14 protein-coding genes and 1 pseudogene are annotated in these 15561 nt (G+C 65.2%); 11 read left to right on the plus strand and 4 right to left on the minus strand.

Annotation, left to right across the window (positions count from 1 at the left end; all coding sequences use genetic code 11):
- Positions 1 to 1098 precede the first annotated feature (1098 nt).
- Entirely contained in the window at positions 1099 to 1497 is a 399-nt protein-coding gene (locus tag U1839_RS25550) for a hypothetical protein (RefSeq protein WP_332806380.1), read from the plus strand.
- Entirely contained in the window at positions 1490 to 2893 is a 1404-nt protein-coding gene (locus tag U1839_RS25555; protein ID WP_332806381.1) for a hypothetical protein, read from the plus strand. The genes U1839_RS25550 and U1839_RS25555 overlap by 8 nt, the downstream gene beginning before the upstream one ends.
- Before the next feature lie 159 nt (positions 2894 to 3052).
- On the opposite strand, the gene U1839_RS25560 is transcribed toward U1839_RS25555, so the two are convergent.
- Positions 3053 to 3892: a TIGR04222 domain-containing membrane protein gene (locus tag U1839_RS25560; protein ID WP_332806382.1), complete on the minus strand. Its 840-nt coding sequence runs from the start codon at positions 3890 to 3892 to the stop codon at positions 3053 to 3055.
- 14 nt (positions 3893 to 3906) lie between these two features.
- Positions 3907 to 4476, minus strand: a complete 570-nt coding sequence (locus tag U1839_RS25565; RefSeq protein ID WP_332806383.1) for a glycine-rich domain-containing protein — start codon at positions 4474 to 4476, stop codon at positions 3907 to 3909.
- A 140-nt stretch (positions 4477 to 4616) separates the two neighbouring features.
- Between U1839_RS25565 and U1839_RS25570 the strand changes: the two genes are divergently transcribed.
- The 5 genes from U1839_RS25570 to glnA all read left to right on the plus strand — a co-directional run bounded on the left by U1839_RS25570 (position 4617) and on the right by glnA (position 11161).
- Entirely contained in the window at positions 4617 to 5279 is a 663-nt protein-coding gene (locus tag U1839_RS25570; RefSeq protein ID WP_332806384.1) for a hypothetical protein, read from the plus strand.
- A gap of 154 nt (positions 5280 to 5433) precedes the next feature.
- A complete protein-coding gene (locus U1839_RS25575) occupies positions 5434 to 6393 on the plus strand; it encodes a glucokinase (RefSeq protein WP_332806385.1) in 960 nt (319 codons plus the stop codon).
- A 91-nt stretch (positions 6394 to 6484) separates the two neighbouring features.
- Positions 6485 to 8734 carry a PQQ-dependent dehydrogenase, methanol/ethanol family gene (locus tag U1839_RS25580; RefSeq protein WP_332806386.1) on the plus strand — a complete coding sequence of 750 codons (2250 nt, stop codon included), beginning with the start codon at positions 6485 to 6487 and terminating at the stop codon, positions 8732 to 8734.
- Between the two features lie 577 nt (positions 8735 to 9311).
- Positions 9312 to 9650: a P-II family nitrogen regulator gene (locus tag U1839_RS25585; protein ID WP_281127620.1), complete on the plus strand. Its 339-nt coding sequence runs from the start codon at positions 9312 to 9314 to the stop codon at positions 9648 to 9650.
- Between the two features lie 98 nt (positions 9651 to 9748).
- Entirely contained in the window at positions 9749 to 11161 is a 1413-nt protein-coding gene (gene glnA, locus U1839_RS25590) for a type I glutamate--ammonia ligase (protein WP_332806387.1), read from the plus strand.
- A 97-nt stretch (positions 11162 to 11258) separates the two neighbouring features.
- On the opposite strand, the gene U1839_RS25595 is transcribed toward glnA, so the two are convergent.
- Entirely contained in the window at positions 11259 to 12152 is an 894-nt protein-coding gene (locus U1839_RS25595; RefSeq protein WP_332806388.1) for a Crp/Fnr family transcriptional regulator, read from the minus strand.
- A gap of 215 nt (positions 12153 to 12367) precedes the next feature.
- Between U1839_RS25595 and U1839_RS25600 the strand changes: the two genes are divergently transcribed.
- From U1839_RS25600 to U1839_RS25615, 4 genes are read left to right on the plus strand one after another with little or no spacing between them, the layout of a single operon-like run.
- Positions 12368 to 13189 (plus strand): prolipoprotein diacylglyceryl transferase, encoded by an 822-nt coding sequence (locus U1839_RS25600; RefSeq protein WP_332806389.1) that lies wholly within the window; start codon positions 12368 to 12370, stop codon positions 13187 to 13189.
- Entirely contained in the window at positions 13080 to 14495 is a 1416-nt protein-coding gene (locus tag U1839_RS25605; protein WP_332806392.1) for a radical SAM protein, read from the plus strand. The genes U1839_RS25600 and U1839_RS25605 overlap by 110 nt, the downstream gene beginning before the upstream one ends.
- Positions 14492 to 14713 (plus strand): hypothetical protein, encoded by a 222-nt coding sequence (locus U1839_RS25610; RefSeq protein WP_332806390.1) that lies wholly within the window; start codon positions 14492 to 14494, stop codon positions 14711 to 14713. Before U1839_RS25605 ends, U1839_RS25610 begins: the two co-directional genes overlap by 4 nt.
- Positions 14710 to 15435, plus strand: coding sequence for a Crp/Fnr family transcriptional regulator (locus U1839_RS25615; protein WP_332806391.1), 726 nt, complete (start codon positions 14710 to 14712; stop codon positions 15433 to 15435). Before U1839_RS25610 ends, U1839_RS25615 begins: the two co-directional genes overlap by 4 nt.
- Positions 15436 to 15468: 33 nt before the next feature.
- On the opposite strand, the pseudogene U1839_RS25620 reads toward U1839_RS25615, so the two are convergent.
- A pseudogene (locus U1839_RS25620) lies at positions 15469 to 15561 on the minus strand (IS5/IS1182 family transposase); the annotation flags it as partial.

Raw genomic sequence — 15561 nt, forward strand, 5'->3', positions numbered from 1 at the left:
CCGCAGGACACCCGATCACGTCTACTTCAACCGGCCGCTTCTCGCAGCGGCATGAAACCGGCAGACGCTCCACTTAGCAATTGCGCCGAGCTGTTCAAATGAACCGAGCCACCTCTGATGCCAAGTATAAGGGCAATTTTGCGAGGCGATGGGGGTCCGTTTTCGGGGGCGGCTCGTTGTGGCGTGCCCAGCTATACGCCAAGACATGGGGCCCATATCCAACGCCGCACCGCCGCGCCTGTTCGGTGGGCCGGGCGCGGCTTTGGCCCGGATGGACTGGCGTTCCATTGCACCCATTATGCGAATAGCCTCGCGCAATATTGTCGTTCATCTTCATTCTCCGCCGGGCGCGGCGCCGCGAATCCAACCGCGGCGGCTGTGCGCCGCCGATGTCGTACCCGACCATGCACGATGGTCGCCGACGGCTGAATCATCACTTGACCGGGCGTTTCCGGCTGACCCTCGCCGTCGCGGCATTCGCTGGTCAGGACGGAAGAAGAGTGGTTCGCGCGGAGGCGCGAGGATGTGTCGCTCGCGGCTGCGGTTCGCGTCAGCAATATCCTGTCGATTGCCGTAGCGCGTGCGTTTGGCGCGCGGCCCGGAACGTCTGCGCCTTCGCGCCTTCGCGCCCTCGCGTGAACAATGCTCCTCTTTCGTGACGTAGATCGACGCCCGGATTTGCACATGCGGCAAAATCGCGCGATTGCCCCACGGCATGATTCAACTGTGGATTGCAGTGCCTAGTCCCGATCCGCCCGCATCTGGCGCGGCGAGCAAGGATGATGGTGATCCTGCCTCTGGCTCCCTCGATCGCGCAACTCACTTTTCATGGGGACCGCTGTTATGCGCCGACGGCACCACTCACCAAACCACGGATCAAGGCAGCCCCCAAAAGCCACCCTGAATCAGATACTGCCGCTATTGGGAACCCCCTTTGCCAACACGACCTAGATTAAAGTCCGCGATCACCGTCGGCGCAGCTATACCTTCTTGTAGAAGCGTTATTGCCGGACTTTTCTATAACAGATAAATTGATCCATTCCGGACTTAAATAGCGCTATACTTGTCGTTGTATTCCGGTGCAGCATTGCGACTCGGGTGGATGATTTCGCGGGGGTGCTGCGAGTGTCGAAAAAGTATTCAACGCAGGTGCAGGGACCGCCGTCGGCGCATTTCCTGCGAGTCATGTTTCACGCCGACGGCGCCGTCGAAATGCAGGTGAAGGTTTCGGACAAGTCCGGCATCCAAGCCTACGGCTTTGCTTACGGCGGTGTCGCCGTTCCGATGAAAAGCGGCTCGGGCAAATTCTTCGCTTCAGCCGCCGACCAGAAAAACCTGCTCGAATGGGTGATGATCGGTGACTCCGGCGGGACAATGAAGGTGGTGGTCACGCGGGTCAGTGACGGAGGCGCCGTTGCCGAACGAGAAGCCTCGACGATCACACCGCCCAAAACCAAGGGATATGATGCGCTGCAGATTGTCGTTGCCGATGCGTAGGCTGCTTGCCTTTTGCCTGGCTTCGACGGCGCTCATGACGGCGCCGGCTGGCTTTGCGCAAACGCTTTCCGCTGACCGCGTCGCTGCACTTGCCGCAGCCGAGCGCGCCGCAGACGACGCGGAGCGAGCCGCCGACGAAGCCGAAAGGGCTACGGCGGCGGCGCGCCGGGCCGCGACCGCTGCGCGGGAGGCCGCCAACCAGGCCCGTGTCGCGATGGGGCTTCCCGCCATCCCCGCTGCGCCCGCAGCGCGACGCGAGGTTGCGTCCAACACGTCTCCCGGCCAAGCCCCCGATCCGAATGAAAACCTCGCCGTAACGCACGAAAACGGCGCCCCGCGGAGGATGGCTGGTTCGGAAGGAAACGGCGCCTTTGCCGACGCGCTCGCTTCGTCCGTTGCCAATGGTGCAAACGGCTCGCCGCTGAAATCCACGCCGACGCCGGACCTTCAGTTTGTCGCGTCGGCGAAAGACAAGGTTGGAAGCCTTGCCTACACGCTCGACCTGAGCCGTTCGTCGAACGGCCGCTATCTGTCGGCGGATCAGCTATCGATCACCGCTTCGACGGCGCTTGACGATGACGGCAATAGCGAACTCGTCGCACTGGACGGATTTTCGAACGGGACAGAGGTCAAGCTGTCCTACACCCATTTCGGCAGCCGCATGGACCTCAATGGTGAAGAAAAAAGCGAGGTCGCGGAAGCCCGGCGGCGCTGTCTGGAGATACCGGGAAACTCTGCGACGGTCTGCAATCCCTACGCCTACAAGACAGGCGTCAGCTCTTTCGTCGCCAAATATTATCCTGGCGGGCTGGACAGCCTGCTCGACCATGTCCTCCCCGGGTCGGTCTGGTTCGCTGGACTCGCCTTCACCGGCAACCAGGCGAGCTATAAATATCTCGATCGGACGAGCTTCGCCGCCCTGAAGACCAGCCATTTCGGCTATGGCGGTACCCTTTTCGGCGGCTTGTTGTTCGGCCACGGTCAGACGTCGTTGATCGGGTCGTTCGACTACCGTCGCAAGTATAAGGCGGCCGATCCGGTCGAGGTCTGCCAGCCTGTGACCGGCACGGTCCAGACCCAGTGCATCACACTGGCCGACGGTGCGCCGATCCGTTCAACCCATGAGATTTTTGGTCTGGAATTTCGTCACGCCTTTCCGGTCTCGATCGGCAGTTTCGCCCGACTGGCCATCGGACCGCGCGTCCTCACCGACGTGTCGAACCACTCCTACTCGGTCGAATTCCCAATCTACTTCGTCGGTGACGGCACGGGAAAACTGCGTGGGGGCATTCGCGCGGTGTATCTGAATGAGAAGGCCAAGACGGGCGGACGAGAAGATAGCCTGGCCGCTGGCGTCTTTGTCGGTGTGCCGTTCAGTGCTTTTCGGGGCAATTAAAAGCCACCCCGAATCAGATACTGCGGCTATTGGGAATCACCTTTGCCAACACGGCCTAGATTATCGGAGATTCGCAAGATCGCGACCCAGACGCGGGAGCGTGCTCGGCTGATCGCCAGGAGCGCGACCGACGCGCCGCGCCATGTGCCACGCCGCCGTTCAGCTACTGCAACCGCCGCATCCCCCGCCCCCACCACCGCCGCAACCGCCGTCGCCGCTGCTGCCGGAACCGCCATCGACGCCGCCGCCGTCGCTCGCCCGGCGCATGCTGTGATAGTCGGACCAGGCCGAGCCGAGCAGCACGCCGGTGCCGAACAGGGCGACACCGAGCGCGGCCTCGTCGCGTGTAGGGGCACGACGCAAGCGGTCGCTGTGGTCGCGTGCGCCGTCGAGCAGGGCCTTGCCCGCGCGCGTCCGGCGGTCGGCGGTCGTGAACCTGAGCAGCGCGGCGATCGCCGTCACGAACAGCAGCGCGATCAGAAAGCCGACCGGCCGGTCGCGCCCCACGCCGATCCACAGCTTGGTCATGCCGAACAGGAGCAGCAGCAGGTACGGCGAGGTCTGCCAGAAGCGGAGCTGCATGGTCACGTCGCGATCGATCAGCAGCCCGGCGTCGACCAGGTCGCTTTCGGTCGCGGTCGCATGGGGTTGCAGCACGCTTTCGACGCTTTTCAAGCTGGCCGGCGCGCGCCTCGCCAGTGCAAGCACCTCCTGGTCGGGCTCGCTACGCCCCGTGGCACCGGGCGCCGCGAGAAAGTCCTTGCCGCCGATCAGCTTGAGCGCGTCCGCCGCGAGCAGTCGCGTCAGGATCGCGTCGTAGAAGCGCTGCCGTCCCCCGGCCAGCAGGGCGAGTTGCCCCGGGTCGGTGGCGCGGCCCGATCGACCTTCCGGGCGGAGCCAGGGGGGAATGAGGAAACCGGCGATCACCGTCGGGACCAGCAGGATGACGTACAATGTCAGGAACGGCCCGCCGGCGAGGTCGAAGGGTCCGAGAGACATGGGCTATTGCTCCTCTACCATGACAGGAAATACGCCGCCGATATGGCCGCGGCGGCAGCCGCCAGCAGCCACAGGGCGATACGGGGAAGGAAGATGCCGTCGCGCGGATGGACGCGCCGGGCGCGGGGATCGTCGATCAGCCGCCGCGCCGCCGTCGGCCAGAGATCGGCGGGCGGCGACATGCCGAACGCCTGCTCGTAACTGCGCAGCGTGCGGGCATATTGCTCGAAATAGCGGCTTTGCTCGTCGGTGCCGCCCGCCGTCGGCCCATGGTGCAGCGGCCGCCTTAATATATCGGGGCAGAAGCGTTCCCAATAATCGCGCGTATAGGTGAGATGGAGGTGCCAGGCCTGATCGACCGCGTCCGACGGGGTCACCTGATGCCCCGCGGTCACCGCGAGGAAGCAGAAGCGGCGATATTCCTCCAGCACCCGCTCGGCCTGTACCGGCCGCCAGCCATTTTCACGCGCCAGCCGCGCGGCGAAGGTCAGTTCGGCGTCCGCGGGGCCGATGCTATAGCGGGAAAGCGCCTCCCAGACCGGATGACCGGTAGCGGGCGGAGCCGGATGATGCGTGTCGCTCATCTATATTCCTACTAACATAGTGGGAATTAAAGGTCAAGGGCGATCCGGCACGGTCAGCTCCCCCATGACACGTGAACGATGACAGTAGCGCAAAGGCCTGTCACGATCATCGTGGGGAAACGACGGCGGGAGGGTATGCCATGACATATTGGCGCTGGGCGGCGCTTGCCGCGCTGGGGGTGATCGGCTGCACGATCGGCTTTGCGCAGATACCGGACATTGCCGCCTGCGGTCATCGCGACGCGATCCTGGCGTTCGAATTCGTCACCAGCCCGGGCGACGTCGCGCGGTTGTTCCCGGCATCGTGCCGCGCGGCGCATGTCGCGGCGCAATATCGCGGGCTGGCGCTCGACTCGTTCGGCTTCATCCCGATCTACAGCAGCTTCCTGATCCTGTCCCTGCTGGCACTGCGCAACGACGGTCGCGCTGCTGGACGCGGCGTCGTGCGCGCGGCGATCGCCATGACGCTGCTGGCGGCGGCCTGCGACCAGTTCGAGGGCGTGCAACTCTATCGCCTGCTCGGTCATCTGCCCGGCGATCAGCACATCATCGACCTGCTGATGCCGGCCGTGCGCATCAAGTTTGCGCTGCTCGCGCTGGTGGTGATCGTGATCGGCGGGCTGTTGTTCCGGCGCGGCGGCTGGCACGCGCTGGCGGCCGTGCTGCTGATGGCCGGATCGGTGGTGTCGCTGGCCGGGCTGTTCGGCAACCGCGCGCTGGTGATGCAGGGCAGCAGCCTCGCCTGGCTGGTGCTGATCATGGTGGTGCTGATCAAGGCCGTGCGCCCCGAACAGGCGAGATAGCGCGGCGGGCTGCGCCGCCATAACGGGCGATTTCAGTAGTTTTTCGAGGCATGACGCAGCGCGCGCATGCTGACGGCTGGATCAGTTTGCGTAACTATGTTAGCGCTCCCACAACGACCGGGCGGCAAGGCCCGGCGATACGGAGGGGTTGGCCATGGAGCGCAGCCGGACAGGACTGGTCGCCGATATCGGGCGGCAATCGGTGCGGTTCGCGCTGAGCGACGGCGATGGCGATTTCGCCCCGCGCGAGATGCGCAGCTTCCTTGCCAGCGAACATTCGACGTTCACCGCCGCGCTGATGGCCTATCTCGACGGGGTCGGGCTGCGTAACACGGCGATTCCCGCCGTGCTCGCCGTCGCCGGCATAGCGCGCGGCGACGTCATCAACCTGACCGGCAGCCGGTGGTTCATCTCCCTGTCGGGCGTCGAAGCGGTATTGGGCACGCGACCCCGCGCGCTGAACGAATGCGCCGCCTCGGCGTTGGCGCTGCCGTCATTGCCGACGAGCGCCTTTACCCCGCTCGACAGGCATCCGGTCCGGCCGGCGGCCGCCGGCGGCAACTATCTGATCGTCAATATCGGCACCGGTCTCGGCGTCGCCGGACTTGTCACCGGGCCGGGCGGGCGGCTCGTCCCGGTCCAGAGCGAGGGTGGGCATATGGCCTTCGCGCCCGGCAGCGCGTGCGAGGAGCGGTTCGCCGAGCGGGTCAAGGCCGGCGGACGGATTGCCAGCGCCGAAACCCTGCTCAGCGCCGCCGGGCTCGTCGCCGCCTATGCCGCGCTCGCCGAGGGCGGAAAAACCGTCGCCAGCCCCGAAGACGTGACGAAATCGATCCGGCACGATGCGGTCGCGGCGCGCGCGGTACAGATGTTCGTCGGCTATCTCGGCGCGTTCATCGGTGACCTGATCCTCGCCTTTGGCGCGTGGGATGGTGTCTATCTCGGCGGCGCGATCCCGCGGGCGCTGCAGATCAGTTTGAGCGAAAGCGCCTTTCGCCAGCGCCTGACCGCAAAGGGCGCGTTTCACCGGCAGTTGAGCGAGGTACCCGTGGCGATCGTCGGTCGATCGGATCTCGTGCTGCTGGGCGCCGCGGCGGCGCTGAGTGACGGCTGAGCGAAGCGCGCCCCTTCCCTTTCGCCCCGCCCTGCCCCACCATACCGGTCATTCGACTCCGCCCGAGCGGAGCGCTCGGGCGGAGAGTGGCATGCGGCGTGGAATGGTGGTGCTGGCGGCGGGGTTGCTGCTGGCCGGGTGCATCAAGTTCGGCAACGAGACGCAGGCGAGCGGCCAGGGCGGCGAGGCGACCGACCTGACCGCGCTGACCGGCGCCGGCAAGATCGACGCGGCCTATCTCACCAGCGGCGGCGATGGCAGCGACTGGGCCGCGACGGGGTTCAACTATGACGAGCAGCGTTTCAGCCCGCTGACGCAGATCAACGACGGCAATGTCGCCGGGCTCGGGCTCGCCTGGTATGCCGACATGCCCGATGCGCGCGGGCAGGAAGCGACGCCGGTGGTGATCGACGGGACGATCTACGTCACCGGCCCATGGTCGAAGCTGTTCGCCTATGACGTGCTGACCGGCAAGAAATTGTGGGCGTTCGATCCCGCGGTCGACAAGAGCAAGGGTGTCGAGGCATGTTGCGACGTGGTCAATCGCGGCGTCGCGGCGTGGAAGGGCAAGCTCTATCTCGGCACGATCGACGGGCGCCTGATCGCGATCGATGCCGCGAGCGGCCGGCAGATCTGGTCGGTGCAGACCACCGACAACAGCAAACCCTATACCATCACCGGCGCGCCGCGCGTGGTGAAGGACATGGTGATGATCGGCAATGGCGGCGCCGAGTTCGGCGTGCGCGGCTACATCACCGCCTATGATGCGGCGTCGGGGGCGAAGAAGTGGCGCTTCTACACCGTGCCCAACGCCAAGGGCGAGGCCGATGGGGCGGCGTCCGACGCGATCCTCAAGACCGCGGCGGCGGCGACCTGGTCGCCGGGCGGCCAGTGGAAGCAGTCGGGCGGCGGTGGGACGGTGTGGGATTCGATCGTCTATGACGCCGCGCTCGATCAGCTCTATATCGGCGTCGGCAACGGCAACCCGTGGAACCACGGGCTGCGCTCGCAAGGCACGGGCGACAATCTGTTCCTGTCGTCGATCGTCGCGCTGAAGCCCGAGACCGGGCAATATCTGTGGCACTATCAGGAGACGCCGGCCGAGACGTGGGATTTCACCGCGACCCAGCCGATCGTGCTCGCCGAGCTGGCGATCGCGGGCACGAAGCGCAAGGTGCTGATGCAGGCGCCGAAGAACGGCTTCTTCTTCGTGCTCGACCGTAGCAACGGCAAGCCGATCTCGGTCGAGAAATTCGCCAAAACCGTCACCTGGGCCGACCATTATGGCCCGGACTGGCGCCCGGTCGAGAGCGAGGCGTCGCGCTATTACCGGACATTGAAGCCGTTCATCGGCATCCCCTCGGCGCTCGCCGCGCACAATTGGCAGCCGATGAGCTTCAGCCCCAAGGCCGGCCTCGCCTATATCCCGGCGCAGGAAGTGGCGATGGCCTATATCCCGCCGCTGACGAAGCAGGACAGTGTTCGCCAGCCGATCGGCTTCAATACGGGCACCAATTTCTCCGAAAGCATGCTGCCGCGCGACGCGGCGACGATCGCTGCCGCGACCGCGGGGACGACGGGCGCGCTGGTGGCGTTCGACCCCGTCACGGGCAAGGAACGCTGGCGCGTCGACTATCCCGTGCCGTGGAACGGCGGCACGATGGCGACGGCGGGCAATCTGGTGTTCCAGGGCACCGCGCTGGGCGAGTTTCGCGCCTATGCCGCCGACAGCGGCAAGCAGTTGCTCGCCTATCCGGTGCAGTCGGGAATCATGGCGGGTGCTGCGACCTTCACCGTCAAGGGCGTGCAATATGTCGCGGTACTGAGCGGGCGCGGCGGCAGCTTCCCGCTCGCGGCGGGTTATGCCGGCGGCGCGGCACGGACGGTGCCCAATATCCCGCGGCTGCTGGTGTTCAAGCTCGGCGGCACGGCAAAGCTGCCAGCGCTGTCGGCACCGGCCGAAGCCGCCTTCGCGCCGCCGCCCTCAACCGGCACGCCGGCGCAGATCGCGGAGGGTAAGGCGCTGTTCGGGCGCAATTGCCAGGTGTGCCATGGCGGCAATGCCGCCGGCGGCGGGGTGCTGCCCGACCTGCAGCATTCGGCGATGCTGGCCGATGCCAGGGGCTGGAAGGCGATCGTCATCGACGGCGCGCTGAAGGGCAATGGCATGGTCAGCTTCGCGCGGGTGATGACCCCGGCACAGGCGCAATCGCTGCGGCTCTACATCATCGACGAGGCGAACTGGGCGAAGGCCAATCTCGGCAAGCCGGCGGGGATGACGCCGACGACGGCGACGGGAACGGTGCTGGCGGGGAAAACAACAACCCTCCCAGCCCAATAAGCCATATGGTGATCCTCTCCACTGCGTGATTGCAATGGCAGAAGAAACAGTCGAGTCCGTTACAAATCCGGGCCAGCTTGTCCAGGACGGATTGGCCGGCATCACAGGTGCGGTGGCAAACGCGGGGCGCGTTGCCGCAGCAGCCATTGCGGAAGACAGGTGCTATAGTGGTTAAGTTCGGTTGGATAGAAGTCTGCTTCTCTTTATTCGTATTTTGCCTTTTCGATCTATTGCGGTGGATGAGCGTTCCAATATTGTTTAATGTTATTATATGTTTGATGACGTTTCCTCTGATATTTTTTGCTGCCAAATGGATTGCTCCGATCAAAATGATCGCGGCGAAATAGCAACCAGCCGAGCTAACCCGCGAGGCCAGACCGTTCGCCCCTGTCCGGCACCTCGCGACATGCCGATTCGCCTTTGGCGCTTGCCCATAAAACGGGCACCATCGCCCGTGTTGCACCGAAATCCGGCAAGCTAACCCAGCACCGGTCAATGGCCCGCAAGTGTCGCGACACCCTCGCGCGACTGGCACGCTTCATGTAAGGTGTGCCGACATCATCGGGGACCGCATCACGTGAAAAAGATCGAAGCGATCATCAAGCCGTTCAAACTCGACGAAGTGAAGGAAGCACTGCACGAAGTGGGCGTCTCGGGCATCACCGTCGTCGAAGCCAAGGGCTTCGGGCGGCAGAAGGGCCATACCGAGCTCTACCGCGGTGCGGAATATGTCGTCGATTTCCTGCCCAAGGTGAAGCTCGAGGTCGTGGTCGAAGACGCCATGGCGGCACGCGTCGTCGAGGCGATCGCCGCCGCCGCGCAGACCGGCCGCATCGGCGACGGCAAGATCTTCGTACTGCCGGTCGAGACCGCGCTGCGCATCCGCACCGGCGAGCGCGACGAGAATGCGATTTGACGCAGCGCAGCATTTTGTGACAGCGTAGGCGTACCGGGGTGTAACATGATTCCCGCCACTCGGCGGGCGTACGACATAATGCGAAAGGGCATGGGGTAATGGCGAATTCGGTGAGCGACGTCCTGAAGATGATCAAGGAGCAGGAGATCGAGTGGGTCGATCTGCGCTTCACCGATCCCAAGGGGAAGTGGCAGCATCTCACGATGGTCTCCGGCGTGGTCGGCGAAGACGAACTGACCGACGGCTTCATGTTCGACGGCTCGTCGATCGCCGGCTGGAAGGCGATCAACGAATCCGACATGATCCTCAAGCCCGATCTCGACGCGGTGTGGACCGATCCGTTCTCGGCGACGCCGATGCTGATCCTGGTGTGCGACATCGTCGAGCCATCGACCGGCGAACTCTATGCCCGCGACCCGCGCTCGACCGCCAAGCGCGCCGAAGCCTATCTCAAGACCACTGGCATCGGCGACACGGTCTATATCGGCCCGGAAGCCGAGTTCTTCATGTTCGACAATGTGCAGTTCGAGACGAGCTACGCGACGAGCTATTACAAGATCGACGATATCGAGCTGCCGACCAACACCGGCACCAGCTATGAGAGCGGCAATCTCGGCCACCGGCCGCGCGCCAAGGGCGGCTACTTCCCGGTCGGCCCGGTCGATAGCGCGGTCGACATCCGCGGCGAGATGGTCTCGACCATGCTCGAAATGGGCCTGCCGTGCGACAAGCACCACCACGAGGTTGCCGCCGCGCAGCACGAGTTGGGCCTGACCTTCGGCACGCTGACCGTCACCGCCGATCGCATGCAGATCTACAAATATGTCTGCCACCAGGTCGCCCAGGCTTATGGCAAGACCGTCACCTTCATGCCGAAGCCGATCAAGGAAGATAACGGCTCGGGCATGCACACCCATCTGTCGATCTGGGACAAGGGCCAGCCGCTGTTCGCCGGCAACGGCTATGCCGGGCTCAGCGACATGTGCCTGTACTTCATCGGCGGCATCATCAAGCATGCCAAGTCGATCAACGCCTTCTCCAACCCTACGACCAACAGCTACAAGCGGCTGGTCCCGGGTTACGAGGCGCCGGTGCTGCTGGCTTATTCGGCACGCAACCGCTCGGCATCGTGCCGCATCCCCTACGGCACCGGCCCCAAGGCGAAGCGCGTCGAAGTGCGCTTCCCCGACGCGATGGCCAACCCGTATCTGTGCTACGCCGCGCTGTTCATGGCCGGCCTAGACGGCATCCAGAACCGCATCCATCCGGGTGAGGCGATGGACAAGAACCTGTACGACCTGCCGCCGGCAGAGCTGGCCGAGGTACCGACCGTCTGCGGCTCGCTGCGCGAAGCGCTGGAGAGCCTGGCCGCCGACCATGACTATCTGCTCAAGGGCGACGTGTTCTCCAAGGACCAGATCGAATCCTATATCGAGCTGAAGATGGAAGACGTCGCGCGCTGGGAAATGACCCCCAGCCCGGTCGAGTTCGACATGTATTATTCCTACTGACCCGATCGCGATCGATCAGGAGAGGAGGGCGTCCGGCACGAACCGGGCGCCCTTTTCTTTGTCAGGAGGCGACCTCGCACCGCTATGGCAGGAGCCGTCACGCCAGCCTGACATGCTCCGGATGTAGATAACTCGGATCGAAGCCCGAGATGGCGCGCAGCCGGGCAATGTTCGGAATCGTGATGTGGTGGCGATCGAACACGATGAGATTCTCCTGGCGCAGGCGCTGGATCACCCGGTTGATGTGCACCGGGGTCAGGCCGAGCGAGTCGGCGATTTCCGCCTGGGTCAGCGGCAAGGCGAATTCCTCGTGTGTGACGAGGCCGACGCTCTTCATTCTCTCGTACAGCTCACAAATCAGGTGCCCGGCGCGCTTGAAGGCTGATCGCCGGCCGAGATTCACGATCCATGCCCGCATCACGCCCTCGTCGACCAGCGTCGCCCACCACAATGCCTGGGTGAGCTCGGGCAGCTGCTGGGCAAGTTCGCGGATCTTCTCGATCGGGACGAAGGCGATCGTGGACGGCGTGAGCGTGGCGATGCTGTGGTCCATCTGCTGGAGCACCATGACGTGCAGGTCGCAAAAGTCGCCCGGCAGCAGATAAGCCGAAATCTGGCGCGCGCCGTTGGGCAGGATGTGATAGCGCATCGCCCATCCTTCGAGCACGAGGTGGAGATGGTCGGGCCGGTCGCCCTGCCGCAGGATATCCTCATCCGCCGACACGACCTCGGCATAATCGCACAGCGACTGCAGCACATCGCGGTGCTTGTCCGAGAGATCCGCCACATTCGACAGTTTCCGGATCAGGGGGTTTTCCAGCGGACGCTCCCTCTCTATGGCCTCGATGTTCGCACAGCCTAGGCGCGACGCGCCTCTCGATCCAACGCTGATTTCGCCCGATGCCCGCAGCCACTCACGACGTCTCATACCCGATCCCAGCAAGCGTGACTCTCGTGAGCCCCTCCCCTTGAGGAGTTGCGGGTCGGTCATGCCCCCGGCATGACCTGAACGGCGCGGGGCGCCGTTCACCCGCAGCTGGGTTGGGGTGGGGCTTCTCCCCGAGCGCCCCGCTTGCGGCACGGCCCCACCCCCAACCCCTGAAGGGAAGGGGCTAAAGGTGTTGGCCCGCGAGAGGCGGCATCACATGGCGGATGGGCAACGGCCGGCTGGACGACACGCCCGCGCGACTGCCATGACGCGGCGGCATGATCCATGTCCCGACCGCGCCCTGGCTACACCATGTCTTCGACCTCGCCGCCTGGGCCTGCGCGGCGCTGGGCGGGCGCTGGGTCTGGCGCCATCGCCGCGCGGCGGTCGAGCGGCTCGCGCGCGAGACCGCGCCGAGCTATTTCATCAGCCTCGCGCTGGGCGGCGCGCTCGGCGCCTGGCTGTTCGGTTCGATCAACACGCTGCGGCTGGCGGCGCCGATCCTGTCGCACAGCATCGCCGGCGGGCTGGTCGGGGCGATCGCCGCGGTCGAGCTGTGGAAATGGCGCCACGGCGTGACGCGCTCGACCGGCGGCCCGTTCGTCATCCCGCTGACCATCGGCATCGTCATCGGGCGCTGGGGCTGCCTGTTCGCCGGGCTGGCCGATGCGACCTATGGCACGCCGACGGCGCTGCCCTGGGCGGTCGATCTCGGCGACGGCATCGGCCGCCACCCGGTGCAGATCTATGAATCGCTCGCCATGGCGGCGTTCCTCCTCGTCTATTGGCGCGCGTTGCTGGCGGGGCAGCGCTGGGCGCGCGACCATGGCTTTCACGTCTTCGTGCTGGCTTATGCCGCGCAGCGTTTCTGTTGGGAGTTCCTCAAGCCCTATCCTACGGTGATCGGGCCGCTTAATGTGTTCCATCTGTTGATGTCGGGATTGGCCGTCTATGCCCTTGTCTGGATCGTCCGTGGCGCTGCTCGACCCGGTGACCCCGCCCGAGCGCAAGGCGGCGCCCTATCTGTTCCACGGCCAGACGACGAGCCTGTGCGAGACCTGCCTGGTGCCGGTCCCGGCCAAGGTGATCATCGAGGATGACAAGGTCTTTTATCTCAAGCGCTGCCGCGAGCATGGCGTGCAGAAGACGCTGATCAGCGACGATCTCGATTATTGGCGGTCGCAGAAATTGTGGCTCAAGCCCGGCGACCGGCCGCTCCACACCCATACCCGTACCGAGGCCGGCTGCCCGTTCGATTGCGGGCTGTGCCCCGATCATGAGCAGCATAGTTGCCTGGCGATCGTCGAGATCAATTCGGCGTGCAACCTCGCCTGCCCGGTGTGCTTCGCCGATGCCGAGGATGTCCACGGCGCGCATCTACCCGTCGCCACGGTCGAGCGGATGCTCGACGCGCTCGTGCTGAGCGAGGGCGAGCCCGATCTCGTCCAGCTGTCGGGCGGCGAGCCGACGATCCACCCGCACTTCTTCGAGATTCTCGATGCGGTGAAGGCGCGACCGATCCGCCATGTGATGATCAACACCAACGGCGTGCGCATCGCGCAGGACCCGGCGTTCGTCGAACGGCTGGCCAGCTATGCGCCGCGGCTGGAAGTCTATCTCCAGTTCGACAGCCTCAACGACGAGGCGCTGATGAACCTGCGCGGCGCGCGGCTGTCGCGTATCCGGCAGCAGGCGCTGGAGGCGCTGGAGCGGGTCGGGCTGTCGACGACATTGGTCGCGGTGGTCAAGCGCGGGGTCAACGACCAGGAGGTCGCGCCGATCATCGAGCATGCGCTGCAATGGAAGTGCGTGCGCGGCGTGACCTTTCAGCCGGTGCAGGATGCCGGCCGCAACGAAGGGTTCGACGGCAAGGCCAACCGCATCCTGCTGACGCAGATCCGCCGCGAAGTGGCGAAGGCCGGCGTGTTCGGGCTGGAGGACATGATCCCCCTGCCCTGCAACCCCGACCAGATCTGCATCGGCTATGGCCTGCGCGACGGGCCCAATGTCACGCCGATCACCGCGCTGCTGCCGCGCGAGCTGATCCTCGAAGGGCCCAACACGATCAGCTATGAGGCCTATCCCAAGCTGCGCGAGGCGGTGAACGGCCTGCTCAGCCTGGCGACGACGCAAGCCAACACCGAGGAGAAGCTGGCCGGGCTGCTGTGCTGCCTGCCGCAGGCGGCGGTGCCGGCCGAGCTCGGCTATGCCAACAGCTTCCGCGTCGTGATCCTGCAATTTCTCGATCGCTACAATTTCGATCTCGCCACGGTGAAGCGCAGCTGCGTGCATTTCGTCACGCCCGATGGTGCGATCATCCCGTTTGATACGTATAACAGTTTCTATCGCAGCGGCGCAGAAGGGGCTGGCGTGCTGCGTCGCGCGCGCGCGGGGGAAAGGTTATGAAGCAGTTTTTCGGCGGGTTGCTGCTCGCGGTGGGCATCCTGATCATGACGGGGAGCGGCCTGTGCACGGTCGTGGTGATCGGCATGGGGTTGAGCGGCGGCATGACCCCTGCCGATGCGCTGTCGGCGCTGCCGATCCCGCTGATCGTCGGCGGCGTGCCCTTTCTCATCGGCCTCGGCCTGTTCTTCATCGGCCGCAACTTGTCACGCGCGCAATGAACCGGATGGACGCCTTCCCCGCCGAACCGGCCCCGGCGATTCCGGCGATCTGCACCGTCTGCCCGGTGCGCGATGCGGCAGTGTGCGCCGCGCTCGACCCGGGCGAGCTCGACGCGTTCAGCCGGATCGGCCGGCACCGCCGCTTCGCCCGCGGCGAGACGATCTTCGCGGCGGGCGACGACAGCGTCGCCTGCGCGACGCTGGTGCGCGGCGCGGTGAAACTGTGCTCGACCGGCGCCGACGGCGTCGAGCGGATCGTCGCTTTGGTCCATCCCGCGGGGCTGCTCGGGCAATTATTCTTCGCGCAGATCCGCTATGACGCGGTGGCGCTGACCGACAGCGAACTATGCCTGGTGCCGCGCGCCGATTTCGAACGGCTGATGTCCGCCGCCCCGGCCCTGCAGCAGAGCGTGCTGCAACGCTCGGTCACCGATCTCGACGAGGCGCGCGCGCTGACCGATCTGATCGGCCGGCGCGACGCGCGCGGCCGCGTCGCCGGCCTGCTGCTCGCCTTCGCCGACGCGGCCGGCCCGGGCTGCCACCGCGCCCAGCGCTTCGACCTCCCGTTGACGCGCGGCGAGATCGCTGGATTGCTCGGGCTGACGATCGAGACGGTCAGCCGCCAGTTGAGCGCGCTCGAACAAGGCGGGCTGATCGAGCGTGCGGGCACGCGCGGCATCGTGCTGCGCGACGCGGACGGGCTCAGCGCCCTGCTCGATTGATTTCAACGCCTAAGAGCCTGATTCAAAAGTTTCTCAACTGATTGAGACTCTTGCGATTCTGCGGGTGATCATGCGGATGCTGGCGATGGTTGCCCATGCGGTCGAGCTTTCGATGGATCGTTCCCA

Source organism: Parasphingomonas halimpatiens (assembly GCF_036663795.1).
Classification (GTDB): domain Bacteria; phylum Pseudomonadota; class Alphaproteobacteria; order Sphingomonadales; family Sphingomonadaceae; genus Sphingomonas.